The organism is Corallincola spongiicola (genome assembly GCF_004284785.1).
GTDB classification, from domain to species: domain Bacteria; phylum Pseudomonadota; class Gammaproteobacteria; order Enterobacterales; family Neiellaceae; genus Corallincola; species Corallincola holothuriorum.
Map to the genome: position 1 here is coordinate 698,826 of NZ_SHLY01000001.1, position 24,032 is coordinate 722,857.

Here is a 24,032-nt window from a genome sequence, read left to right on the forward strand (position 1 = left end):
TCTCATCACTTAGAAAAAACAGGTTATTCTACCGTGCCTTACGGCACCCGGACAAACGTTGATACCACTTAGCATGGTTAAATACGCCTGTTCTTTGGCGATAATGCGCCACACTAAGGCCTTCAGTTGTCACTTCAATACTGATTTGACCGCTACAAGCTGTATCGAGTGTTTCCACTGTTAACGCATGATAACGCTCTTTCACTTCTTCCGCGGGAAACCGATAGCGATTATAGGCGCCACGACTAAACACCGCATAATCGGGAGCAACAGCAGTCAACCAAGCCAAAGAGGAGGAACTACCGCTACCATGATGGGGTGCCAGCAAGACATTACTGGGAAGAGTCGCGCCATTACGCAACATTTCCAGTTCAGCTGAACGTTCAATGTCACCGGTCAACATTAAACTATGGCGGCCATCAGAGATATGTAACACGCAGCTTCGATCGTTCTTGTTACGAGTTAAAGGAAGATACGGGCTGAGCATGTTTATCTCAAGCTCGTTCAAAAACAGTGTTTGCCCGGCCTGGCAACGGACATGCTCTAGTTGCTCGCTAGACAGATCACGATGAGACCCGACCGTTGGCGATATCAAAGTGCCAACATCCATCTTACTTAAAACAGCTTCGGCCCCACCAACATGGTCGATATCATCATGGCTTAATACTAGGTAGGTTAATCGGCTAATGTTGTGCTGAATTAGCCAAGGCACCACTGTATGTTCCGCAACAACAAAGCCACTCTTATATCGGTTTCCCGTATCATAAAGCAGTACGTCGTCCCCTTGCTGGATGACCACCGCCAGTCCCTGCCCCACATCAAACACCTCAATCTGCCAACGGCTTGGATCTACTGTTCTTAATGCCAGCAATAGCGGTGAGCTAGCCAAGCAAAGCGCTAATGGCCAAAAACGGCGATTAACAGCAACAAGTATTACGGCTGAAAACAGTAAGCAAGCAACGATGATGGGCAGTATATAGGTACCTATGCCACCAGAGCTGAGCCAATTCAACCACCATGTAAACAGAACCAAAATCTGGTCGACAAACACAAACATGGATCCCGCAAGCACTGTGGAAAACAGCAATATAACCACACTAACAAGCAACAAAGGCACAACTACAAACGTAATTAATGGCACAACCAACAGGTTACTTATTGGCGTTAGCGGCGCAACAAAGCCAAGCTGCAACAAAGTCAGTGGCATCATCATCACAGAGAGCCCCAATTGCATCACCAGTAGCTCAGCTATTTTGCGTGAAATAGCCTGCCCTTCCCTGCGACACCACCACCAGTGCAGCAAAGCGATGTTGGCAACAGCCCCGAACGACAACCAAAAACTCGCGCCATATAACACCGCGGGTGAAACAATAACGAATAGCGCCATCAATGCCAGTAGCCCAGTCATGCGACTGATCCGCACATGTAAGCAAGAAAGAGCACACCAAATAGCTATCCCAAACCATGCTCGTTGTGCTGGCAATGCAAAACCTGACAACAGCGCGTATACACCGCTCACCGACAAAGCTAAGCAGATAACCAGTGGTACTTTTACAGTGATCCGATTAGATAGGTAGGGCACCCAGCCCATGACAGCGGTCAGCAACTTATGAGCGAGGAGAAAAATCAGTCCGATATGTAAACCTGATATCGCGATCAGATGGCTTGTGCCAGTTACACTAAGCAGCTGCCAGCGGTCACTAGAGATCAAACTACGATCACCTAACGTCAAAGCTAATATCAGATCTTTATGGCTTAACGATTGAACGAGAGCACTAATTTTTGCACGTAGCTGCTCTCGATAGTTCGTAGCCGTTGTTAACTGTCGAATTTCGCCGCGAATATATCCTGCGGCGTGTACCTCTTGACTCACCAGGTATTTTTCATAGTCCATCCCCCCGTCATTGGCGAAGCCCACAGGCGGCTTTAGGCGCACCCGCCACTGCCAAACATCGCCAAGCTTTGGCGTGAGCTCGGTGTGATACCAATTTAGCTTGACCTTTCCTTGCCAAATTGGCGGTGCAAATGGATATCCTATACTGTCAGACGACTCGTACGCTTTTAGCCGAACCATAAAACGCCAACCATCGTCAATGCGCCGTGGTAATGAAATGATCTCACTAGTTGTGGTAATGTCTTGCCCCGCTAATTCATCGGGTAGAATATTAGCTGCGTAATTGGCGTTAAATAGACAGAGCCAAGAGACTCCGACGAGCAAAGCTAGGCAGGTTCGACACCACTTTTGACGACACCAGGGCAGCAATAAAATACTGCAACTGAACCAAACGGGGTCAACCACCCAAGGTGATTGCGCAGCCGTGATGGCGCCAATAAGAAATCCGATAAAAATTGATTGCACAGTAGCTTTTGTTAATAAGAAATTTGAGACTGGGTTTACACACTATATGCCAAAAAAGACGTTAAAGCGGTTCATGCCCAGCCATGAAACTATCAAAAGCCATAAGTACTTACAGATGTTCGGCACCCTACTGCACGATCCGAACCTGTTTCATCTCAATCGGCGCTCTGCGGCTGGCGCTTTTGCCATAGGTCTGTTTGTGGCATTTCTACCGATCCCATTTCAGATGGTGACCGCCGCCGCTATCGCAATCTTTATCCGGGTTAATCTGCCGTTATCAGTGGCATTGGTTTGGATCAGCAATCCAATCACTATGCCCCCGCTATTTTATAGCGCCTATCTGGTGGGTGTATGGATCACTGGAGGCAGTGAAAAGGCGTTTAGCTTTGAACTCTCTTGGCAAGGTTTAGCTGACAGTTTTGCTCACCTAGGTTACCCATTTATTCTAGGCTGCTTGATCTGTGGTGTGGTGTCAGGGGCAATAGGCTATTTTGCTATTAGATTACTGTGGCGTTATTCGGTAGTTCGCCACCTGCGCCAACGCAGGCAGCGACGCAATTAGACCGATTGTCCAAGCACATTGGCTGGCAATATTTTACTCGCTTTCCATGCCGGATAGAGTGTTGCCAGCAGAGACAAAACAATCGCAACAATCACGGTAAACACGACGTCGCTGATACTAAGCAAAGACGGCAGAAAGTCGATAAAGTAGATCTCGGCGTCCAGTAGCTTATGCCCTAACAGCCGCTCTACACCCTGCGCAATTTGCCCTAACGAACTGGCTATCAAGACACCGAGTCCCGCTCCAATCAGACTTCCCAGTACGCCGTTAAATAGCCCCTGTAAGATAAAGATCTTCATCACCATAGCATCTGTCGTGCCCATGGTTTTCAATATCGCTATCTCTGACTGCTTATCCTGTACCGCCAGCACTAACGTCGACACGATATTAAAACTGGCGACAGCGATAACCAAGGTTAACACCATATAGACGATCCCGCGGACCAATTGGATATCGCTGTATAGATGCCCTTGGGTACGTGTCCAGTCACTGATATAGAGGTAATGCGCCATCTCATAGGCTGCGTTCCTTACCAAGCGGGGCGCAGCCATCACATCACCAAATTTAAAGCGGATCCCCTGCACACCACCTTGCCACCCGCTCAATTCTGCAGCGGTATCAATAGAGATTAACGCGGCACTCGCGTCCAGTTCACCACCCATCTGGATCAAGCGCTTCACTACAAACATCTTACGCTTTGGCGGCTTCATTCTCATCTGCGGATCAAGCGTCGGGATCAGCATCATCACCTTGTCGCCGACAGCAAGCGACAGCTCATCCGCAATGGTTTTACCCAGCCACAATTCATTATCAACCAAGGTGTCTGCAGGCTCAGGCAGCAAATACGCGCCGATATCCGACACATCTAATTCATAATCGAGATCAACGCCACGAGATTCAATCGCCTTCATTTTGCCACCTCGTTCAAGCATCGCATTGAACTTCACGAAGGGCGCAGCGGCAACCACGGCGGGATCGGCTATCGCGGATGCCGATAGTGATTTCCAATCGACAATCGGCTCCCTCACAGCAGTTACTTCACCGTGGGGAACCACCGAAAGTAAACGATCTTTAAGTGCCTGTTCAAAACCATTCATAGCGCTAAGTAAGGTGATCAACACCATCACCCCAAGCGCAATACCAAAGGTCGAGGAAGCTGAGATAAAAGAGATAAACCGATTACGTTGCCGAGCGCGACTAAAACGGAATGCGATCCAAAGTGCCAAATGCTGCATCAGTGTGCTGGCTCCTCAAGCAAACCGTTGACCAGCGATATCTTACGGTGCAACCGCCCTGCCAGCGCCAAATCATGGGTCACGACGATAAAACTGGTACCGAGTGTTTCATTTAGGCTCAACATCAACTGATACACTGCTTCACCAGTATTGGAATCGAGATTACCCGTCGGCTCATCAGCTAACACAATGCGTGGCTCAGTCACCAATGCTCGGGCAATAGCGACGCGCTGACGTTCACCACCGGATAGTTCCGACGGCCGATGTTTCTCACGGTGCGACAAGCCGACGCGCTCCAACATTTTTGCCGCCCTTTTACGTGCATCGCTGCCTGAAACACCGCCGATCAACAGTGGCATCGCCACATTTTCCAACGCATTGAACTCCGGTAATAGGTGATGAAATTGATAAACAAACCCGAGCTTTTTATTACGAAGTTGGCACTGCTGTGTGGCGCTCATCTGATAGATATCATCGCCATCAAGGATCACCTTCCCCTCCGACGGTGTATCCAAAGCCCCTAACAGATGTAACAAGGTGCTTTTGCCTGAGCCCGAAGAGCCGACAATCGCCAACATCTCACCCTCATTGACCGACAAGCTAACGCCTTTTAATACCTCTGTTGTTAACTTACCTTCTTGATAGGTCTTAGATACCGAATCACAGACCAGTAACGGCTTACTCATATCTTAATGCTTCCGCAGGTTGGATCTTAGATGCCCGCCATGCGGGATAGAAAGCGGCCGCGATACAAAGCGCCACCGCGACGCTAGCCAACATGGCCACTTGCTCAATTTGATACTCAACAGGCATTGAGCGATTGCCAAGGCCCGGCGCAGGTACCAGGGGTAGATTTAATATCGGCGTCAACACATCAAGGTTCAACACAATCGCCGAGCCGATAATCAACCCCAACAAAGTACCAACGACACCGTTGTAGATGCCCTGAAAAAGAAAAACAGTCTGCACGCCAGCAGGGGTTAAGCCCAAGGTTTTAAGGATCGCGATCTCGGCGCGTTTTTCACCAACCAGCATCACCAACGCAGAAACGATATTAAACGCCGCGACGGCAATGATCAGTGACAGCAGCAACCACATCATATTCTTTTCCATTTTCACCGCCGAAAATAACTTCCCCTGACTTCGGCTCCAGGTATCCACCTGCCATTTCGCTGGTAATAGGCTAGTTAACTTGGTCGCCGTTTGGTCAGCCAGAAAAGCATCATCCAGATATAACCTGATCCCCTCGGCGCTACCGATTGGTTTGCGGGTCAAACGGGCAGCGTCATCACCATGGATCAACACGACAAAAGTATCGATATCGGCGCCAACCTCATACATACCCACCACACGGAAACGCCTTTGACTTGGCATTCTTCCCATCGGGGTAAATACACTGCCCTCAGCAACCATTAAACGAATAGAATCACCAACATTGACGCCCAGTTTGGCGCCCATACCACGTCCAATCACCACACCAAACTCACCACTTTTCAACCAGCCAAGTTCTCCTGAAATCATGTGGTTGCCGATGGTGGAAAGTGCCGTTTCTTGCTCTGGCCATACGCCATAAATCATCGCCCCGCGAAGGGTTTTACGGCTTTGTGCCATCCCCTCGCTAGCAATAAACGGCGTCGCCCCTTTCACATGTGCAATCGTCGAAGACTGTTCAATGAGATCTGGCCACGCTTTGATTGGCGAGCCATCTTCAGCTTGGATAGTCACCTGAGGCACTATGCCCAAAATACGGCGTTTCAGTTCCGACTCAAACCCATTCATCACTGAGGTGACGATAATTAAGGCGGCTACACCAAGCATCACACCGGTGATAGAAAAAAAGTTAATAAAGGAGATAAACCCATGCCCTTTGCGGGCTCGGCTGTATCTTAGACCTATAAATAAGCTGGCAGGATGAAACATCTGTTCCTTTGCGGTAGACGCTTTAGTTGTATGTATGCATAAACAGGGGGGATAATAAGATCTATTCACTAGAGATAACAAGCAAGTGGCACCGATAGCCCATGACTGATCAATATTTTTCTGTACCTTATCGACTACCTATCAACGTGATTGTGATGCCGGAGGCGACACCGATCCCCGATCAGCAGCAGCTCATTGATGAGATCCCAGAGCCATTCCGCTTGGCTTCTGAAGTCTCCACTTTGGATCAGGGTACCGTGCGCGCGTTACGAAACATGGGCGACGTCGCCGATGAGATATCTAATTTTCTTGAACTACAAGCACGCAAAATCAACGTAATCATGGGCTACCTGCTGTCGATGCAAGACGATCCTGATTTGCGCCACCACACCGTAAGTTTTGGTGCCAGTGAGTTTTGCTATACATCAGCACAGCCATTGGTGGCTGGCCGATTAATCCAAGTAAAAATATTTCTTCACGATGAAGCCGCTGCCGTCTTCGCCTATGCCGAAGTGATCAGTTGTGACCAGGACGCTGACAGTCATCTAATTGGTGCAAAATTTGTCACCCTCAGAGAAGAAGATCACGAGATGCTGATCAGAGCAACTTTGCATGTTCAGTCAAAGCTGTTAAAACAACGCGCCGAACAACGTAAAGGAGACAATGGGTGATCCAACGCGCTGCTTATCTGCCCGCGGAGTGGGCGCCTCAAGACGCGGTATTGCTGACCTGGCCCCACGACCAGACAGATTGGGCTACGCAGCTTGAGCATATCGAGCCCGTCTATATTGATATGGCGAAAGCGATCACCCGCTTTGAGCGCCTGATTATCGTCGCCAGAGATCTGCCTCTGCGCGCGCATATCGCTAAACTGTTGAGCCATGCCGGTGTCGTTATGAGCCGTGTACGCATCCTGATCGCTACAAGCAATGACAGTTGGGCGCGGGATCATGGTCCAATCACTGTTTTTGATGGCCAGCAGATGCAACCACTCTCCTTTACCTTCAACGGTTGGGGCGGAAAATATCCCAGCGAACTAGACAACCAGATCAATCAACAACTGGCCGAACAGGCGCTGTTCAAGGCAGCCATAGTCAACATTGATTTGGTGCTTGAAGGGGGCGGTATCGAAACGGACGGCCATGGTACACTGTTGCTCACAAAGCAGTGCTTGCTCAATCCAAATCGTAACCCTGGGCTCGATCAAACCGCGATAGAACAGCGATTAAATGAACTACTCTACGCCGACCATTTCCTGTGGCTCAGTCACGGCGCGCTCGAAGGTGATGACACCGATAGTCATATCGATACACTGGTACGCTTTGCACCCAACGACACCCTGGTGTATGTCGCCTGTGACAAGGTAGACGATGAACACTACCCAGAACTACATGCAATGGAATTAGAACTAAAGGCGCTACGAAACCGCCACGGCGCTAACTATCGTTTACTCCCCTTGCCATGGCCACAAGCCAAATACAGTAGTGAGGGCGAGCGTTTGCCCGCCACCTATGCAAACTATCTGATTATAGATGGCGCGGTGCTGGTGCCTATTTACGACGATCCAGCCGATGAACAAGCACTTGCGGTCATTGCGCAAGCGTACCCTGGACGTGAAATCATAGGCATCGATTGCCAAGCAGTGATAGCGCAATTTGGTAGCCTGCACTGTCTCACTATGCAAATCCCAAAAGGCACGCTCGCCTAACGGCGCTAGCAAAGGAGCAAAGAATATGTCACGCACTCTCAATGTCGCCCTGCTTCAGCATGCCTGTAGCAACAATCTAAATGACAACCTGCAGCACACCTGCGACCTGATCCGTCAGGCTAAATCCGGCGGCGCCGAATTGGTGGTGCTGCAAGAACTGCATCGCAGTCGCTATTTTTGCCAGCAGGAAGATGTTGATTACTTTGATTTGGCAGAAACCATACCCGGCCCAAGTACTGACGCCCTAGGTGTTCTAGCTAAAGAGCTAGACATCGTCATTGTCGCGTCGCTGTTTGAAAAGCGTGCCGCGGGCCTTTACCACAATACCGCCGTGGTACTAGAGAATGATGGCTCGATCGCCGGTAAGTATCGTAAAATGCATATCCCCGATGACCCTGGGTTCTATGAAAAATTTTACTTCACCCCTGGCGATCTTGGCTTTGAGCCCATCGACACCTCAGTGGGTCGCCTTGGTGTATTGGTGTGCTGGGATCAGTGGTTTCCGGAAGGCGCTAGGCTGATGGCAATGGCCGGCGCCGAACTGCTTATCTATCCGACCGCCATAGGTTGGGATCCCCGTGATGACGACGCAGAAAAAGCGCGCCAGTTAGATGCTTGGATCACAGTGCAACGCGGTCACGCCATCGCTAATGGCTTGCCGGTGTTGAGTTGTAACCGCATCGGCCATGAGCCGGATCCTGCTGACAGCAACCCAGGCATTCAGTTCTGGGGCAACAGTTTTATCACTGGCCCTCAGGGCGAATTTCTGGCTCATGCCAAGGAAACGGAGACGCTGTTAACCGCGACTATCGACATGGAACGTTGTGAATCCGTGCGCCGCATCTGGCCCTACCTTCGCGATCGCCGTATCGATGATTATCAAGATCTTACTAAACGTTTTAGGGACGCATGAGTACATTGAGCCAATTCAACCTACTTAATCCACCAACACTCGGCAAAGCTGGGGATATCCAACTTTGGGGCGAAGCGCTTTCAACCGCTGAATCGCTCGCATTGGCGGAAACGGTGTCCCGTCATCCAGGGATCAGTTTGATCATCACTGCGGATACGCCTACCGCCCTGCGTTTGGAATCTGAGCTGACTCACCTATTGCTGGCGCAAGAGGTTGAGGTATTACTGTTTCCCGATTGGGAAACCTTACCTTACGATAATTTTTCGCCACATCAGGATATCATCTCACAACGCTTATCAACCCTGTATAAGCTGCAGCAGGCCAAGCAGATTGATGCACAGATGGCCTTAATCGTACCCGTTGCCACTTTGAGCTTGGTAACCGCACCGCCTAGCTATTTAAGCGGTCACACCTTGTTTGTGAATAAGGGACAGAGCCTGCCCCTCGACAAGCTTAAAGAGCAGCTCGCCTATTCCGGCTACCACCACGTACAACAGGTGTTGGAGCATGGTGAATTCAGCGTCCGAGGATCCATTTTGGATCTCTATCCCATGGGCAGCACTGTGCCCTACCGTATCGATTTCTTTGACGATGAAGTCGATTCGATCCGGCCGTTTGACCCAGAAAGCCAGCGTTCGGAAGCCCCGATCGACGCGATAAACCTTTTGCCGGGACATGAGTTCCCCACGGACGAGTTTGCCATTGAACGTTTCCGCACTCAGTTTCGTGAACAGTTTGCCGTCAGTAACGCCAAAGAATCACTGTATCAGCAGGTAAGTAAGAAGTTGATGCCAGCCGGCATTGAGTACTATTTGCCACTGTTTTTCGAACAAACAGGAAACCTGTTTGACTACCTGCCGGAAAGCGCGCAACTGTTGCAGGTCGGGGATCTTGTTGCTGCCGCCGAACATTTTGCCCGTGATGTGCAGCTGCGTTATGACGACCGCAGCATCGATCCACTCAGGCCATTGCTTAAACCGGACCAACTATTCCTGCCAGTGGAAAAACTGTTTGCTGAGTGTAAACGTTGGCCTCGCGCACAACTGACCACCGCTTCTCAGCCGAGTAAAGTCGGCCGCTTTAATCTGGCGGCCAATGCGGTAACTGACATCGCCGTTAATCACAAATATGCCGAGCCCCTCACTCACCTAAAGCACTATCTGAAAGAGCATTCAGCACAGGTACTGTTTGTCGTTGAGTCGGAAGGCCGCCAAGAAGCACTGTTAGACCTTTTACATAAAGCGGGCATACGGCCAAACAAAATCCAATCAATAATGGCGTTTGTTGCCAGTAAAGATGCTTATGGCATCTTGGTCGCGCCGTTTGAGCACAGCGTCACACTGGCATCGGTGCCACTCACCATCATCACCGAAACCGAACTATTCGGGAATCGCGTTCGTCAGCGCCGGCGCCAGAAATCCAGCCGCGCATTGTCACCAGATCAGCTGATAAGAAACCTGGCTGAGCTACAAATTGGCCAGCCGGTTGTCCACATGGATCACGGCGTTGGTCGCTACGCCGGTCTACAGACCTTGGAAGCTGGCGGGATGACCAGTGAATTTGTCACCTTAGAGTATGCCGGCAACGCCAAGCTCTATGTGCCAGTCACCTCACTCAATATGATTGGTCGATACAGCGGTGCGGAGCCAGAAAACGCGCCCTTGCATAAATTGGGCAACGAAAGCTGGGGCAGAATTAAGCGTAAGGCCGCAGAAAAGATCCGTGACGTCGCCGCCGAGTTACTGCAAATTTACGCCAATCGCGCCGCGCGCTCAGGGGTCGCTTTCAATCTCGATAATGATTACAAAGCGTTCTCCGAAAGCTTTCCATTTGAGGAAACCGTGGATCAGAAGAGCGCTATCGCCGCGGTAATCAACGATATGTCAGCAGCAAAATCGATGGATCGCTTGGTTTGTGGCGACGTTGGTTTCGGCAAGACAGAGGTAGCGATGCGCGCCGCTTATGTCGCTGTTAGCAATGGCAAACAGGTCGCCGTTCTGGTACCGACCACGCTGCTTGCCCAACAGCATTACGACAACTTCCGCGATCGATTTGCTGGCCATGCTGTTAGCATCGAAGTACTTTCCCGCTTCCGCACAGCGAAGCAAACTCAACAAGTGCTAGACCAACTGGGCGAAGGTAAAGTTGATATAGTGATCGGGACGCATAAGCTGCTCCAGCAACAGATCCCATTTAACGATTTAGGCTTGCTAATTGTCGATGAAGAACACCGGTTTGGCGTTCGCCAAAAGGAGAAGATCAAGGCCCTGCGTGCAGACGTTGATATCCTCACATTAACAGCCACACCGATCCCGCGGACACTAAATATGGCGCTAGGTGGCATGCGAGATCTGTCTATCATCGCCACCCCGCCTGCCAGGCGATTAGCAGTGAAAACCTTTGTTCGGCAACGGGACAACCACCTGATCCGAGAAGCCGTCATGCGCGAACTACTCCGCGGCGGCCAAGTCTACTTCCTTCACAACAGCGTCGACACCATCGAACGCACTATGGAAGAGCTAACCGAACTGTTGCCAGAAGCCCGCATCGCCGTTGCCCATGGCCAGATGCGGGAGCGTGAGCTCGAACAGGTAATGACTGATTTCTACCATCAGCGCTATAACATCTTGCTTTGTACCACCATCATAGAAACGGGGATTGACGTAGCAAGTGCGAATACCATCATCATGGATCGGGCTGATAAGCTGGGCTTAGCTCAACTGCACCAGCTTAGAGGTCGTGTCGGGCGTTCTCATCACCAAGCCTATGCCTATTTACTCACACCACCGCCGAAACGATTGACAAAAGATGCGCAGAAACGCTTAGAAGCAATTGCGGAGCTTGAAGATCTCGGTGCTGGTTTTGCGTTAGCGACCCACGACCTCGAGATCCGCGGCGCTGGCGAACTGCTCGGTGAAGATCAGAGTGGGCAAATAACGGCCATAGGTTTCAGTTTATATATGGAGATGTTGGAGCACGCCGTTGATGCACTGCAGAACGGCGAACCGATCAACCTCGAAGATGATCTTGGTAAGCAAACTGAAATTGAACTGAAGATCCCTGCCCTGCTGCCAGATGATTACATTTTTGAAGTAAATCTGCGCCTGTCATTTTACAAGCGCATCGCCGGTTGCAGAGATCAACAATCCCTAGATGAATTGCAGGTCGAACTGATCGATCGTTTTGGCCTACTGCCAACGCCAGCCAAGAATCTATTCAAGATTAGTGAACTGCGCTTGCTGGCGGAAAAACTCGGCATTAAACGTATCGACGCCCATGCAAAAGGAGGTGTTGTTGAGTTTGCTAGCAAGACATGTGTCGATCCAACGTTTATCATTCGTCTCATCCAAACACAGCCTGCACAATATAGGCTGGAAGGTGCCGACAAGTTTAGATTTATCATACCTTCACAAACCAGCGAACAACGACTGGTATTGGTAGAGCAAATGCTGGCAGAATTCAGCAATCACAGCGATTTAAAACATAAAAAGGACAGAGCTCGATGAAGCGAAACCGGATCCTGACGCTGGCATTAGCACCAGCCGTATTAATGGCAGGGCCACTTTTCTCCGCCAGCGTCGTTGCCGAAGAGGAAGAACCCCGTTGGTTCGAGGTGGAAGTGATCCTATTTAGCCGCAACGTGCCTGCCGACAGCGTTAATGAACATTGGCCTTCAGAAGCCAATAAACTCGACACTCAGAATGCACCAGATCTGCTGTCTGCACTGCTTTTCCCCGCAGAGGAAGTAGCACCTGTCGACGACAGCTACTGCATCCCAGCGGATCAGCTGACAACAGATCCCGTTATGGACGGCGCTGCAGCAACACCAGACAGCCTTGAAGCAGGTACGCCAGAAGTAGCAGGCGAAACAAAGGCGCCTTTAAGCGACAGCGAACAGATCCCGCAGCCCTGTCCACCGAGTGAGCTAGAGGATGCCGCACCGGCTACATACGCTAAAACAGACGTTCCCGAGATTGTCGTTGCCCCAGCGCTACCAGACTTTGATGTCACCCCCTACCTGATTGATGACCAATCGCTGCAATTAGTCGCCCAGCGTAAAGTTATTGAACGGCGACCAGAATTCAAAATGATGTTACATACCGGTTGGCGTCAAGCCATGGTGCCACGCAAGCAGAGCGCAAAATGGCATCTGTTTGCTGGTAAGGACTTTACTGACCAATTTCTAGCTGATGGTACATTGCGCCATAAGCCTGAACTAGCAACAACCAATCAAGCACCCTGTCCCGTGGGGACAGTGACTATCGATGGTGAGTGCATTATCAGTGACAACGCAGCATCGGAAAACCCAGCACCGGGTGCTAACGCCGATGCCCCTGCAGCGCCACAGCCATTAACCACTGAAGAAGTACAAGCCAACATTACAGAGATGCTGGCTGCCCAAGAAACGGAACTAGCGGCAGCGATGGCTGCGCAAGTGGAAGTCGAATCTGCTGACGCACCAATCATGCCATTGTGGCAACTAGACGGGCTGTTCCGCGTCTATCTGGAACACTACCTCTATATCGATGCCGATTTCGACTACCGCATTGCCGGTGAACGTGAACTACCGTTGCTGATTGAGAATCCATCATCAACCGATGGCAGTGCTGACAACCTCGAAATGACAGATCCGCTAGCGACACCTGAGCCGATACTTGCCATCGACAACCTTGAGCAAAGTTTGGCAGCAGAAACTCTACCTTTAACCCAACAGGAAGATCCTGAAGCTGGCGGTACGCTGGTAACAACAAAGCCCACAGAGGGTTACCTTTATAGGTATCGTCTAAGCCAAAGTCGTCGATTACGTAGTGGCGAATTGCACTATTTTGACCATCCTTTGGTGGGGATTTTGGTACAGATACGCCCCCACGACTATCGTGAGCCGCCAACGCCTACAGACCTAGATACAAGTGCAGCGGTAGAAGCAACAACACCTACAGAAGTAGCAGCCCCAGCAAGTGACACGCAACCGGCGAGTTAACTGAGGTTCAGTTAGTTCTGTTTTAAAAGCGCCAGGAGACAATCTGGCGCTTTTTTTTCGCCAATCAGAATAGTGAGAAATGCAAATGCTTAAAGGCGTTCATCATATGGCGATCATCTGCTCCGATTATCCGCGCTCGAAACATTTCTATTGTGAAATACTTGGTTTAAAGATCATCGCAGAAAACTATCGTGCAGAGCGCCGTTCATACAAATTGGACTTGGGCCTGCCAGATGGTACGCAGATCGAGCTATTCTCTTTTCCTAATGCACCAGAGAGACCAAGCTATCCCGAAGCACAAGGTTTACGCCACCTTGCATTTGCAGTCAGCTCAATGAATGAGATGGTGGCATACCTAAGTGATCACGACATAAATAGTGAGCCGATCCGAATCGACGAATATACCGGCAAGCGCTATACCTTTTTCGCTGATCCTGACGGGCTCCCCATAGAGCTTTATGAAGTCACAGTGCATCCCATAACGCCAAAAACGTCATAGCTTGGCTTAGGTGCGATCACTCGGACTTACGCTTCCGCATGATGGCCTTGATGCGCGCAATAGTAAGCGGATAGATGCAGACACCTACGATCGTAATAAACAGCAACCCAAGCCCGCTAAACAACCAAACCTTTGTATTAGAAGGTGTCAATTCGGGCAAGCGCTTACCTGCTGCTAGGTAATCTACAACCCAGAGGTCACGCTGCAACAGGAACCACTGCTGCCGCTGGGTTTGCGCCATACGCTGCAACTGCAACTCACTGCTCACGGAACAGTTTTGCTGAACCAGCAGCACCTCGTCGTCACCAACTAAGGTGTTCGGATCAGCAACTGCCAACTTGGCGAGATCAGCAATATGGCGGTCAAAGCGGAACCTGTTGCCTTTAGCAAACACGAACCCCGATGGCTGCAGCAGTGCCAGTCCTATCGCTGTTGATTCAGACTGATGCGATTGCAGGTATTGCTGCTGTAAAGCCAGAATTCGCCTTTTCGTCGGCTGTTCGCAAGCACGAACGGCCAATAAGCGCTCTGCTTCAGTTCGCCATGAGACTTGTTTAGCACTTAACTGTTTACGTATTTCACTTTGTTCTTGCACGAGCTTGGCATGGGAGCCTTTCATCGCTTGCTGGCAGGTAGGGGAAGAGACCGGCGGCTTAAAACCACTAAGGCTTAACTTCTCGCTGGCATTGCGCTCCAACAGCAGTAAGCTTTCCGCCGAAAGTCCACTCGTAACCTGCTTCCTTTGTTCCAGCCAAAGCAGTATTTGATCAAGTTTTGTTCGGTGACTATCGATCGCTTGCTGATAACGATTTTTACACTGGGCAACACCAGCAGAAGCTGCGACCTTTTTCCGCCCTGCCGCGCCCAGCTGTGCCTGCGCACGACCAACATTGTCTACTGAGCCATCCCAAAGCCGAAAATTGCGCTGATAAAGCCCACGCGCCTGTTCACATATCCCACGATTATCCTGTGCCGAACACTCCGCTGCATGATACTCACGGATCGCGAGATTGACTGACACCCCCGCTTCTAGGCACAACATGTATGCAGGCCTACTCCACGCCGCGATAGGACGACAATAATGCTTCAGCTTATTGTCGATATCCGAATCAGGCACGGCAACACCAAGGCCTGGTACTCGTTCAGGGGGCTCAGGTTTAAATGCCTGAGCGCTGAACGAGAACAACAGGCCGAGCCCGAGATAGAGTACGTTGATCAATACTGAAGACGCGTATTTACTCATTAATGTAATTTCAACGTTGGACGTAACGCACGGTTGATTTGACCAACCAGTAGTAGCAATAACGTCTTAAACCAGCCATGCAGTGCAAACTGGTGCATACGATACAAAGAGATATAAACGAATCGCGCTACGCGCCCTTCAACTCGCATTGATCCTCTCGTCAGGTTGCCCATCAGACTTCCCACCGTGGTGTACTTGCTTAAAGAAACAAGCGAACCATGATCTTTATACTCATACGCTGTCAGCGGCTTACCCTCTAACTGGGCGAGCAAATTCTTATACACGTGAGAGGCCATCTGATGCGCGGCCTGAGCACGTGGAGGGACAGGCTTTCCGTCTTCCTGAATACAACTCGCGCAATCACCCAATGCATAAATTGAATCATCGTTAGTTGTCTGCAGCGTCGACTTAACCACCAGCTGATTAATACGGTTGGTTTCTAAGCCGCCAATTTCTGCGAGAAAGTCTGGCGCTTTAATACCTGCAGCCCACACCATCAACTGTGCAGGGATCTCATCACCATCTTTGGTTTTCAAACCCGAACTGGTAGCTTCCGTCACCATGGTGGCGGTTTTTACTGCAACACCCAGATCTAATAATTCTTTGTGTGCAGCACCACTAATTCGCTCAGGTAGTGCAGGCAAGATGCGAGGCCCAGCTTCAACCAAAGTGACATTCAACTTATCGCGTCCGGCATCTTTAACACCGTACAGCGCGGCTTCTTCCGCCGCTTTATGTAACTCTGCAGACAGTTCTACACCTGTAGCGCCTGCGCCTACAATGGCGATATCGAGGGTTTCATTCTTGCCGCCACCCACTTTCAAGAACGCATTGAGTAGCTCACGGTGAAAACGCCTAGCCTGTTCAGGCGAGTCAAGGAAGATACAATTGTCTCTAACGCCTTGGGTATTAAAGTCATTGGACACACTACCTAGCGAGATCACCAAGTAATCGTAATCGAGCGTGCGTTCAGCCATAAGCTCTTCGCCCTTCTCGTCATTCATCGGCGCAAGAACAATTTGCTTACTGTCCCGTTCTATTCTCGACAAAGCACCCAGCTGAAATTGAAAATGATGATTGCGGGCATGAGCACGGTAACTAAGCGCATCAACACCATCATCTAACGAACCTGCAGCCACTTCGTGCAATAACGGCTTCCAGATATGGGTACGTTTTCTGTCAACCAGGGTGATCTCCGCTCTGCCCTTTTTACCAAGACGACGTCCCAGCTTAGTTGCCAACTCCAAACCACCGGCACCACCACCAACGACAACAATCTTAATTTCGCTCATTCGGCGCTCCTAAAAAAACAAAAGCGGGCCAAATGGCCCGCAAAACATGCTAGCTGTCACATAGTTTAAGCTATTCGCTCGATTCCTTAAATGCTTTAATCTGTTGCAGATGGGGCGAGAGCTTTTTGAACTTATGACTCTGCTCTTCGTCCCAAATCACATCGTAATATGGCGCCAAGGCATCATGGCTAACCGTGTTGTCATGCACCTCATCATTTCGAGACAAAACGACTAAGGTACGTCCCTTATTCTTGTTGCGAAACTCAGACACACATTTACCGGCTATATCTTTGTATTCTTCCGGCCGATCGATCTTCCCTTCCATCGTTACTTCGGGTTGAAGGTTGGGATTAATGATCACCGATTTTATTCCCGCCAGAAAACCGATCCGCTCAGACCAGTAACCGCCTAATCCCACACCACAAATCAGCGGATTAGGATCCCCCGCTTCTCGGACATCCCGCATCACCTCTTTCAGTAGATGGCTCATATCGTGCTTTGGATGCATGGTGCTATACGTCACGGCGCGTACATCAGGGTCAATAAATTTAAGCTGTAGCACTTTCTCGTGATTGCCAGGACTTGTCGAATCAAATCCATGTAGGTAAATAATCATTTTCTGCTCCCAATTTTGCGCCAGCTTTCTGAATATAGGCGAATAAATCGAATCTACGAATGCGCTGAGTCAAAAGATAAGTTAAGCAAAATTTTCCGAAATGATCGCCTGTACCTGCTGCCATCGCGGTGACGCGGTCAAATTTGCCCAGCTTGGCGCCGCAGACTTACGCATCTTCGGCAGACGTGGGGAGTAAGATGGTGCCAATTTCTGCACCGAATCTAACACCTCAACTGCAGCTTTTCGATCATTGCAAACCAACAACATATCACAACCAGCAGTTAAAGCCGCTGCGGTACGCTCATGATAGTCGCCCATAACACTGGCGCCTTCCATCGTCAGGTCGTCAGAGAAAATAACACCGTCAAAATCGAGTTCGCCGCGCAGCACTGTTTGCAACCAGTAAGGTGAAAAGCCTGCTGGCAGTGCATCAAGATCCGGATATATCACATGGGCGGGCATAATCGCATCTAGCTTGTGATCCGCAGATAAGCGACTAAACACGGTCATATCATAGTCGCGGATCATCGCACTTGGGCGCTCATCAACCGGCACTGCCACATGGCTATCTGCAGCCACCGAACCATGACCAGGAAAGTGCTTACCGGTGCTTTTCATACCCGCTTGATGCATGCCATCAATAAACGCCGATGCCAGCGAAGCCACTTGTGCAGGTTGACTATGGAAAGCGCGATCACCAATCACTTCACTGATGCCATTCAGATCAAGCACAGGTGCAAAACTAATATCGATATCAACCGCCAATAACTCTGAGGCCATCAACCAGCCAAAATGCGTAGCCCAGGATGACGCCGTTGCCATATCACCGTCACACGCTGCAAAAATTTTTGCCATTGCTGGAATATGGGTAAATCCGTCACGAAAGCGCTGTACTCGGCCTCCTTCATGATCAACGGCGATCAGCAGCTCTGGCCGAACGCTACGGATCTCGGCCACTAACCTGGCGATCTGTTCTCGGCTTTGGAAGTTACGACTAAAGAAAATCAATCCACCAACGGCGGGATGAAGTAAGAGCGCTTTCTCTTCCGCGCTCAACACTGTTCCTTCCAAGTCAATCATCACAGGCCCCATAGGCAAACCTTGCGACATTACTATTCCTCCCGATGCAACTCAGTTAAATCATTAATTAGCTCACTAAGTTTGTCATCTAAGTGTGTCTGTTGTTGTTTTGTCATTGATGTGGAGATATCAACGATCATCTGCGCGTAAAAACGCCGATTCTTTTCGATAGCGGCAAGATACTCGCCCCCTCGGATCTCATCGAGCTGTAACAAAAGATGTTCAGCACTCTGCTGAAACTGCGCTGGCTGATTGCGCTTCGCTAACGTTTGTTCAAGCTCATCCACCCAACGGTAACGATATGCAATCCAGAGATCAAAACTGCTCGTTCGGGTCTCACTCCACTCTTTAATTCGTAGGATTTGGCCGTCAGTTAATGCACCTAGCCAATCTTCCAGTCCCTCTTCCATCCCCTCACGCCATTCTTGCTGACGTTCCTCGAGGGTCTGATCATCATGTTCGGCCTTTATTTCGTCTAGCTCTTCGCGCACAGTTGCAACTAACTGTCTGGCCTGTTCGTCACTTAAGCTCTGACCAAATTCAACCAAGGGGGGAAACATCACTTCTATCAGTTGATACCAGTGCGCCCGCGCCTTCTTAGTGAAGCCAACGACCTCATCGATGGTGAGTTCAGACTTGAGTGCAGAACGGAGCGACTCAAGATCTGCCGCATACAGAGGCAGCTGCTCTTGCCGGTGCCAACTCAATACCTGAGCGAGAGAGCGGTCAACGAATGCCTCTTGCTCGCTATCCAGCGTTATATAGTCGTCAATCGTCCAAGGCACTATCCAGTCCAAATAGTTATAAACCATTTTAGTGCTACAGGCTGTCAGCGTTCCGATAACAAGCAGCACGAAAAACGTGCGTGTTATCCAACGCCATCGCGGCCGAGATAGATTATTCACGATTGACTAATACTCCATAGCTGATCACTTTTTCCACCTGTAACACTTGATTGATACCAGATTGTGACAACACGACACGACTGTTCAGCAAATTGCGGTAAAACTGGGACAACTGCAATGCCAGTGGCGAAGGTGCTTGTTTCGCTTCGGCGCTAACCCAGTTGATTAACCAGTTAATACGTTCGACAGGCGCCTGAGCGATCAGTTCTTTCAACTCATTTAAGGCGCCTTTCTCGCCCTGCTGCCACCTAGCGTACAAAGCAGAAAAAGCCTGCAACTGAGAGTATTCCTCCGATTGAATGAAGTTTTGCAACGCCAACGGCGCATTTTGCAATAACGTCAATACATTGAAATCAACATTGAGCTGGTGTTGTTGTAGCCAATCGGTTGCCTGCTCGGGTGATGCCGATAGCGGGTAATGTTGGCAACGACTAATAATGGTCGGCAATAACCGGCTCGAAACTGCCGTAGTCATTATGATAAACGTACCGGCGGGCGGCTCTTCAAGGGTCTTCAACAACGCATTCGCGGCGTTACTGTTCATTGCTTCTGCGCCAACAATCACAATGACTCGCCGACCCGACTGGTGAGTGGCTTGAGCGGTAACTCGCGTCAGTTCCCGAATCGCATCAACAGTGATCGTGCCCTTGTCATTGGCGGTAAGGAAAAGGTAATCAGGATGGTTTCCTGCGTCTTTCAATTGGCAGCTTTTACACTGGCCACAGGCGCGAAGATACCCCAGCTCTGTAGTTTGGGGTTGAACACAGATAAGCAGAGAAGCGAGATCATCGGCTAAGGTCCGCTTGCCAATACCGGCAACGCCAGTCAACAGCACCGCCGCAGGTAAACGATTGGCTGCAACACTTTGAGCTAACGTACCGTAGGCTGACAGCAACCAAGGCATCTGCAATGCACTTAGCACCTGCTGAGCCACGGTAAAACCTCTTCGGCGAGCAGATCATTTATTTGTTGCGTCACTTGCGGTATGGCAACCCCAGCGTCAACGGTTCTAATACTTGGGTCTTGCTTGGCTAGGGTCAAGTAGCGCTCTCGTGTTCTCACGAAAAAGTCGAGCGCTTCCAGCTCAATACGATCTAATTCGCCCCGCCCTCGAGCCCTAGCTAAGCCTACTTCAGGATCTATATCCATGTAGAGCGTTAAGTCCGGTTTAAAGTCACCAAGCACTGCATGTTTTATTGCCTGGATCTGACCATCGTCAATCCCGCGACCACCGCCTTGATACGCGCGACTCGACAAGTCATGGCGATCGCCCAATACCCATTTCCCAGCGGCTAACGCGGGTTCAATAACCGTTTTGACCAACTGTGCGCGACTGGCATACATCAAGAGCAACTCAGTTTCCGGAGCGACCGATTCATCCAGGGTCGGAGATTTCACGATATTACGTAGTTGCTCCGCCAACGGCGTACCACCTGGCTCTCTCGTTGTTAAGATATCGCGCACGCCGTGGGAGGCCAGAAACTCCGTCACCGCAGTGACAGCTGTGCTCTTGCCGGCACCTTCGAGCCCTTCGATAACAATAAATTTACCCGGGACTGTTACTTCACTCATTATCATTTTCCAAGAATATATTTTCTGACCGCTTGATTATGCTCTTTCAAGGTACGGGAGAAATAGTGACGCCCGCCACCGCTGGCGACAAAATAGAGGTAATCCGATTTTTCCGGTTTCACGGCTGCCATCAGCGAGTTAACTCCCGGCATCGCAATAGGCGTAGGCGGTAAAGCAGGGATCACATAGGTGTTATATGCGGTCTTTTGACGCAAATGAACCCGTTTAATATCCCCTTGATAGCTGTCCCCTAAGCCGTATATAACGGTCGGATCCGTTTGTAAGCGCATGCCTAACCTAAGGCGATTCTCGAATACGGAGGATATCCGAGGGCGCTCGTCATCAACGCCGGTCTCCTTTTCAATGATCGAGGCCATAATTAACACCTCATACGCACTTTTTAGCGGGATATCAGGATCTCGCTGCTGCCAGGCGAATTCAAGTTGGGCTTTCATTGCATCGTGGGCTCGCTGCAACAGCTCCAGATCAGTGCTGCCCTGAGTATAAAAATAGGTATCAGGATAGAGCCATCCTTCGACAGATGGCGACTCAATGGCTAACGCCTCTTTCACTTGCGCATCACTTAACTCACCCAGTGTGCGTTTTAAGCCTGGGGCTTCCAGTAGCTTCAGTCGCCAATCACGAAAACGTTCACCTTCTACAAAGGTCAATTGATACTGAAATTCAGCACCGCCACTGAGTAAAGCCAAACTTTCCCTGAGCGTAGCATTGGGCTGAATTTGAAAGGTACCGACCTTGATCGCTACAAGTTCAGGATAGACACGACCAACCAGCCGGCTTTGCCAGGCTCCGCGGATCCAACCTTGCTGCTGCCACTCATCCAATACTTTACGGTAATGACTGCCGCTAGCAACAGCATAAATGACCGGTTCATTGACAAAAAGCGGTTGATTTAAATAGCTATCAACACGAGCAAAGACTATTGCCACGGCGACAATACCCAGCATGGCTAAGCCAATGACAAACACACTAAAACGTTTCCAAAAACTCATCTATTTCCTTCCATGATGATCGCTTGCAGCCTTCGGCTAAAGGCAAAATCTTGCATCACTCGGCCATCAAATAGTCTGACAGGAACAACTTGTTGTACGCTGTTCGTTATCCAAATTTCATCTGCAGAACGCAATGCATCTAACGTACCTTTGACGACATTGAACGGGATATTTTCTGCGCTAAGCGTGTCCAACACAACTTGGCTCATCACCCCTGCAACCCCGGAACCGCAAAGATCGCATGTATATACAAGCTCATCTTTACGCCAAAATATATTGGCAGCATTTGTCTCTATTACATCGCCGTTAACATTGCAAAATACGGCATCATCAACGCCTAACGCCAACACCTCTTGCCTACCTAATACTTGCTCAAGGCGGTTAAGTGTTTTCAAACCAGCCAGCGCTGGACTAACACCCAGCTTAAATTTTGCGACACCTAAACTTATTCCATTCTGCTGCCATCCATCTACATGTGCAGGGACAGCGAACTGGCTGACAATCACAGAGGGCAGGTTACATCCTTGCGGGCTATAACCACGGCCACCGCTGCCCCGCGTAATAACCACCTTAATCACCGATGATGGCTGTGCTGATGCGGTCGCAAAAACGTCACGTTCTAAGCGATGCCAATCAATACCGGAAATATATAAACGCTGCGCACTGGTTTGCAATCGCGCCAAGTGATAATCCCACCATTGAGCATGGCCGTCGGTAACCAACATAGTGGTAAAGAAACCATCGCCATACTGGAGACCGCGATCGTTAACATCAATTTGAGATGAGGCTACGCCATTAATGAGGTGCAAAAGTGTTATCACAGATAATAAAAAAGCCTGATGCCATAAGGTATCAGGCTTTTTTATTCAGCAACAGTTTCCGTAACTTAGATTTTCTTCAAAAGCACGGATCCGTTGGTACCACCAAAACCGAATGAATTGCTTAGTGCATATTCTGCGTCCGTTTCTTGGGCGGTATGCGCACAATAATTCAGATCACAACCTTCGGCGGGGTTATCAAGATTAATGGTGGGAGGAATAATCCCCTTCTCCAATACCAGTGCTGTGATGATGGTTTCAATCGCACCCGCAGCGCCTAGCAAGTGGCCTGTCATCGACTTAGTTGAACTGACCTTCAGGTCATAGGCATGTTCACCAAAGACTGACTTAACCGCAGCTGTTTCAGCAATATCACCTGCTGGTGTTGATGTACCATGGGCATTGATATAACCGACTTTGTCGTAATCAATACCAGAATCATTCAGCGCATTTACCATTGCCGCTGCGGCACCGCTGCCGTCTGCCGGTGGTGAAGTCATGTGATAAGCATCGCCACTCATACCAAAACCAACCACTTCTGCGTACATCTTCGCTCCGCGAGCCTTCGCTGATTCATACTCTTCAAGTACGATCATGCCAGCACCATCTCCGAGCACAAAACCATCACGATCTTTGTCCCACGGGCGGCTTGCTTGCTGTGGTTCATCATTTCTAGTTGAAAGCGCCTTCGCAGCGGCAAAACCACCCAAGCCAAGTGGCGTACAAGCGGCCTCAGCACCACCAGCCAGCATGGCGTCAGCATCACCGTAGCAGATCATACGTGCAGCATGGCCGATATTGTGCACACCTGAGGTACAGGCGGTGACAATAGAAATATTCGGGCCTTTCAAACCGTATTTGATTGAAAGGTGTCCAGCTACCATGTTGATAATGGTCGAAGGTACAAAGAAAGGTGAAATCTTGCGAGGACCGCCAGCCAGCAGAGCTTCATGGCTCTTTTCGATGAGACCTAGCCCACCAATACCAGAACCAATCGCTGCGCCTACACGCGCTGCGTTTTCGTCTGTAATCTCCAATTTGGCATCTTCAATTGCCTGAATACCAGCGGCAATACCATATTGAATGAACAGATCCATCTTGCGAGCATCTTTCTTCGACATATAGTCTTCAACATTGAAGTCTTTTACCTGCCCAGCAAAGCGCGTGGAAAAAGCTTCAACATCAAACCCCTCAACAGGACCGATACCGCTTTTACCCGCTACCAGAGCCTGCCAGGACTCTTCAACGCTGTTACCAACAGGGGAAAGCATCCCCATGCCAGTGATTACTACACGACGTTTAGACACGTTCTGCCT

Annotated in this window: 21 protein-coding genes; 7 read left to right on the top strand and 14 right to left on the bottom strand. The window is 49.9% G+C overall.

All coding sequences use genetic code 11. From position 1 onward, the window contains the following. Nucleotides 1–28: 28 nt before the first annotated feature. Nucleotides 29–2,359, bottom strand: coding sequence for a DNA internalization-related competence protein ComEC/Rec2 (locus EXY25_RS03035; protein ID WP_130565670.1), 2,331 nt, complete (start codon nucleotides 2,357–2,359; stop codon nucleotides 29–31). A gap of 46 nt (nucleotides 2,360–2,405) precedes the next feature. On the opposite strand from EXY25_RS03035, the gene EXY25_RS03040 reads away from it, so the two are divergent. Continuing rightward, a complete protein-coding gene (locus tag EXY25_RS03040; protein ID WP_130565671.1) occupies nucleotides 2,406–2,921 on the top strand; it encodes a DUF2062 domain-containing protein in 516 nt (171 codons plus the stop codon). Here EXY25_RS03040 and lolE read toward each other — a convergent pair. From lolE to EXY25_RS03055, 3 genes are read right to left on the bottom strand one after another with little or no spacing between them, the layout of a single operon-like run. After that, nucleotides 2,918–4,156 (bottom strand): lipoprotein-releasing ABC transporter permease subunit LolE, encoded by a 1,239-nt coding sequence (gene lolE / locus EXY25_RS03045; RefSeq protein WP_338068549.1) that lies wholly within the window; start codon nucleotides 4,154–4,156, stop codon nucleotides 2,918–2,920. The genes EXY25_RS03040 and lolE overlap by 4 nt on opposite strands. Beyond that, nucleotides 4,156–4,842, bottom strand: a complete 687-nt coding sequence (lolD, locus tag EXY25_RS03050; protein WP_114336490.1) for a lipoprotein-releasing ABC transporter ATP-binding protein LolD — start codon at nucleotides 4,840–4,842, stop codon at nucleotides 4,156–4,158. Before lolD ends, lolE begins: the two co-directional genes overlap by 1 nt. Next, nucleotides 4,835–6,076 carry a lipoprotein-releasing ABC transporter permease subunit gene (locus tag EXY25_RS03055; RefSeq protein WP_114336489.1) on the bottom strand — a complete coding sequence of 414 codons (1,242 nt, stop codon included), beginning with the start codon at nucleotides 6,074–6,076 and terminating at the stop codon, nucleotides 4,835–4,837. The genes lolD and EXY25_RS03055 overlap by 8 nt, the downstream gene beginning before the upstream one ends. Before the next feature lie 101 nt (nucleotides 6,077–6,177). Here EXY25_RS03055 and EXY25_RS03060 point away from each other — a divergent pair, with 101 nt between their 5' ends. The 6 genes from EXY25_RS03060 (at nucleotide 6,178) to gloA2 (ending at nucleotide 14,177) form a co-directional block, all read left to right on the top strand. Continuing rightward, nucleotides 6,178–6,747: a PilZ domain-containing protein gene (locus EXY25_RS03060; RefSeq protein ID WP_114336488.1), complete on the top strand. Its 570-nt coding sequence runs from the start codon at nucleotides 6,178–6,180 to the stop codon at nucleotides 6,745–6,747. Then, entirely contained in the window at nucleotides 6,744–7,784 is a 1,041-nt protein-coding gene (locus EXY25_RS03065) for an agmatine deiminase family protein (RefSeq protein WP_130565673.1), read from the top strand. The genes EXY25_RS03060 and EXY25_RS03065 overlap by 4 nt, the downstream gene beginning before the upstream one ends. A 25-nt stretch (nucleotides 7,785–7,809) precedes the next feature. After that, nucleotides 7,810–8,697, top strand: a complete 888-nt coding sequence (locus tag EXY25_RS03070) for a carbon-nitrogen hydrolase (protein ID WP_130565674.1) — start codon at nucleotides 7,810–7,812, stop codon at nucleotides 8,695–8,697. After that, the gene (mfd, locus tag EXY25_RS03075; RefSeq protein ID WP_130565675.1) at nucleotides 8,694–12,203 is read left to right on the top strand and encodes a transcription-repair coupling factor; all 3,510 of its coding nucleotides are present in this window, start codon (nucleotides 8,694–8,696) and stop codon (nucleotides 12,201–12,203) included. Before EXY25_RS03070 ends, mfd begins: the two co-directional genes overlap by 4 nt. Next, nucleotides 12,200–13,678: a CsiV family protein gene (locus EXY25_RS03080; RefSeq protein WP_130565676.1), complete on the top strand. Its 1,479-nt coding sequence runs from the start codon at nucleotides 12,200–12,202 to the stop codon at nucleotides 13,676–13,678. Before mfd ends, EXY25_RS03080 begins: the two co-directional genes overlap by 4 nt. An 85-nt stretch (nucleotides 13,679–13,763) precedes the next feature. After that, complete coding sequence (gene gloA2, locus EXY25_RS03085; RefSeq protein WP_130565677.1) at nucleotides 13,764–14,177, top strand: SMU1112c/YaeR family gloxylase I-like metalloprotein; 414 nt, start codon at nucleotides 13,764–13,766, stop codon at nucleotides 14,175–14,177. A gap of 16 nt (nucleotides 14,178–14,193) precedes the next feature. Here gloA2 and EXY25_RS03090 read toward each other — a convergent pair whose 3' ends face one another. The 10 genes from EXY25_RS03090 to fabF all read right to left on the bottom strand — a co-directional run bounded on the left by EXY25_RS03090 (nucleotide 14,194) and on the right by fabF (nucleotide 24,023). After that, nucleotides 14,194–15,420, bottom strand: a complete 1,227-nt coding sequence (locus EXY25_RS03090) for a hypothetical protein (RefSeq protein ID WP_130565678.1) — start codon at nucleotides 15,418–15,420, stop codon at nucleotides 14,194–14,196. After that, nucleotides 15,420–16,712 carry an NAD(P)/FAD-dependent oxidoreductase gene (locus EXY25_RS03095; RefSeq protein WP_114336482.1) on the bottom strand — a complete coding sequence of 431 codons (1,293 nt, stop codon included), beginning with the start codon at nucleotides 16,710–16,712 and terminating at the stop codon, nucleotides 15,420–15,422. The genes EXY25_RS03090 and EXY25_RS03095 overlap by 1 nt, the downstream gene beginning before the upstream one ends. A 70-nt stretch (nucleotides 16,713–16,782) precedes the next feature. After that, nucleotides 16,783–17,328 carry an alpha/beta hydrolase YcfP gene (ycfP, locus tag EXY25_RS03100; protein ID WP_114336481.1) on the bottom strand — a complete coding sequence of 182 codons (546 nt, stop codon included), beginning with the start codon at nucleotides 17,326–17,328 and terminating at the stop codon, nucleotides 16,783–16,785. Nucleotides 17,329–17,409: 81 nt separating this feature from the next. Then, complete coding sequence (gene nagZ, locus EXY25_RS03105; protein ID WP_130566036.1) at nucleotides 17,410–18,420, bottom strand: beta-N-acetylhexosaminidase; 1,011 nt, start codon at nucleotides 18,418–18,420, stop codon at nucleotides 17,410–17,412. Between the two features lie 20 nt (nucleotides 18,421–18,440). After that, a complete protein-coding gene (locus EXY25_RS03110; protein WP_130565679.1) occupies nucleotides 18,441–19,313 on the bottom strand; it encodes a DUF6279 family lipoprotein in 873 nt (290 codons plus the stop codon). Beyond that, nucleotides 19,306–20,247, bottom strand: a complete 942-nt coding sequence (locus tag EXY25_RS03115) for a DNA polymerase III subunit delta' (RefSeq protein ID WP_130565680.1) — start codon at nucleotides 20,245–20,247, stop codon at nucleotides 19,306–19,308. Before EXY25_RS03115 ends, EXY25_RS03110 begins: the two co-directional genes overlap by 8 nt. After that, nucleotides 20,229–20,885 (bottom strand): dTMP kinase, encoded by a 657-nt coding sequence (gene tmk / locus EXY25_RS03120; RefSeq protein ID WP_130565681.1) that lies wholly within the window; start codon nucleotides 20,883–20,885, stop codon nucleotides 20,229–20,231. The genes EXY25_RS03115 and tmk overlap by 19 nt, the downstream gene beginning before the upstream one ends. 2 nt (nucleotides 20,886–20,887) lie before the next feature. Then, nucleotides 20,888–21,898, bottom strand: coding sequence for an endolytic transglycosylase MltG (mltG, locus tag EXY25_RS03125; RefSeq protein WP_130565682.1), 1,011 nt, complete (start codon nucleotides 21,896–21,898; stop codon nucleotides 20,888–20,890). Further along, a complete protein-coding gene (pabC, locus tag EXY25_RS03130) occupies nucleotides 21,895–22,719 on the bottom strand; it encodes an aminodeoxychorismate lyase (protein ID WP_165419237.1) in 825 nt (274 codons plus the stop codon). Before pabC ends, mltG begins: the two co-directional genes overlap by 4 nt. 65 nt (nucleotides 22,720–22,784) lie before the next feature. Continuing rightward, complete coding sequence (gene fabF, locus EXY25_RS03135; protein ID WP_114336475.1) at nucleotides 22,785–24,023, bottom strand: beta-ketoacyl-ACP synthase II; 1,239 nt, start codon at nucleotides 24,021–24,023, stop codon at nucleotides 22,785–22,787. Between the last annotated feature and the right edge of the window lie 9 nt (nucleotides 24,024–24,032).

Coding starts and splice junctions, on each gene's coding strand:
- lolE (WP_338068549.1), bottom strand. CDS start 4,156: ATGCAGCATTTGGCACTTTGGATCGCATTCCGTTTTAGTCGCGCTCGG.
- gloA2 (WP_130565677.1), top strand. CDS start 13,764: ATGCTTAAAGGCGTTCATCATATGGCGATCATCTGCTCCGATTATCCG.
- ycfP (WP_114336481.1), bottom strand. CDS start 17,328: ATGATTATTTACCTACATGGATTTGATTCGACAAGTCCTGGCAATCAC.
- EXY25_RS03055 (WP_114336489.1), bottom strand. CDS start 6,076: ATGTTTCATCCTGCCAGCTTATTTATAGGTCTAAGATACAGCCGAGCC.
- tmk (WP_130565681.1), bottom strand. CDS start 20,885: ATGAGTGAAGTAACAGTCCCGGGTAAATTTATTGTTATCGAAGGGCTC.
- EXY25_RS03040 (WP_130565671.1), top strand. CDS start 2,406: ATGCCAAAAAAGACGTTAAAGCGGTTCATGCCCAGCCATGAAACTATC.
- EXY25_RS03080 (WP_130565676.1), top strand. CDS start 12,200: ATGAAGCGAAACCGGATCCTGACGCTGGCATTAGCACCAGCCGTATTA.
- mfd (WP_130565675.1), top strand. CDS start 8,694: ATGAGTACATTGAGCCAATTCAACCTACTTAATCCACCAACACTCGGC.
- EXY25_RS03090 (WP_130565678.1), bottom strand. CDS start 15,420: ATGAGTAAATACGCGTCTTCAGTATTGATCAACGTACTCTATCTCGGG.
- lolD (WP_114336490.1), bottom strand. CDS start 4,842: ATGAGTAAGCCGTTACTGGTCTGTGATTCGGTATCTAAGACCTATCAA.
- EXY25_RS03095 (WP_114336482.1), bottom strand. CDS start 16,712: ATGAGCGAAATTAAGATTGTTGTCGTTGGTGGTGGTGCCGGTGGTTTG.
- EXY25_RS03070 (WP_130565674.1), top strand. CDS start 7,810: ATGTCACGCACTCTCAATGTCGCCCTGCTTCAGCATGCCTGTAGCAAC.
- nagZ (WP_130566036.1), bottom strand. CDS start 18,420: ATGGGGCCTGTGATGATTGACTTGGAAGGAACAGTGTTGAGCGCGGAA.
- mltG (WP_130565682.1), bottom strand. CDS start 21,898: ATGAGTTTTTGGAAACGTTTTAGTGTGTTTGTCATTGGCTTAGCCATG.
- EXY25_RS03060 (WP_114336488.1), top strand. CDS start 6,178: ATGACTGATCAATATTTTTCTGTACCTTATCGACTACCTATCAACGTG.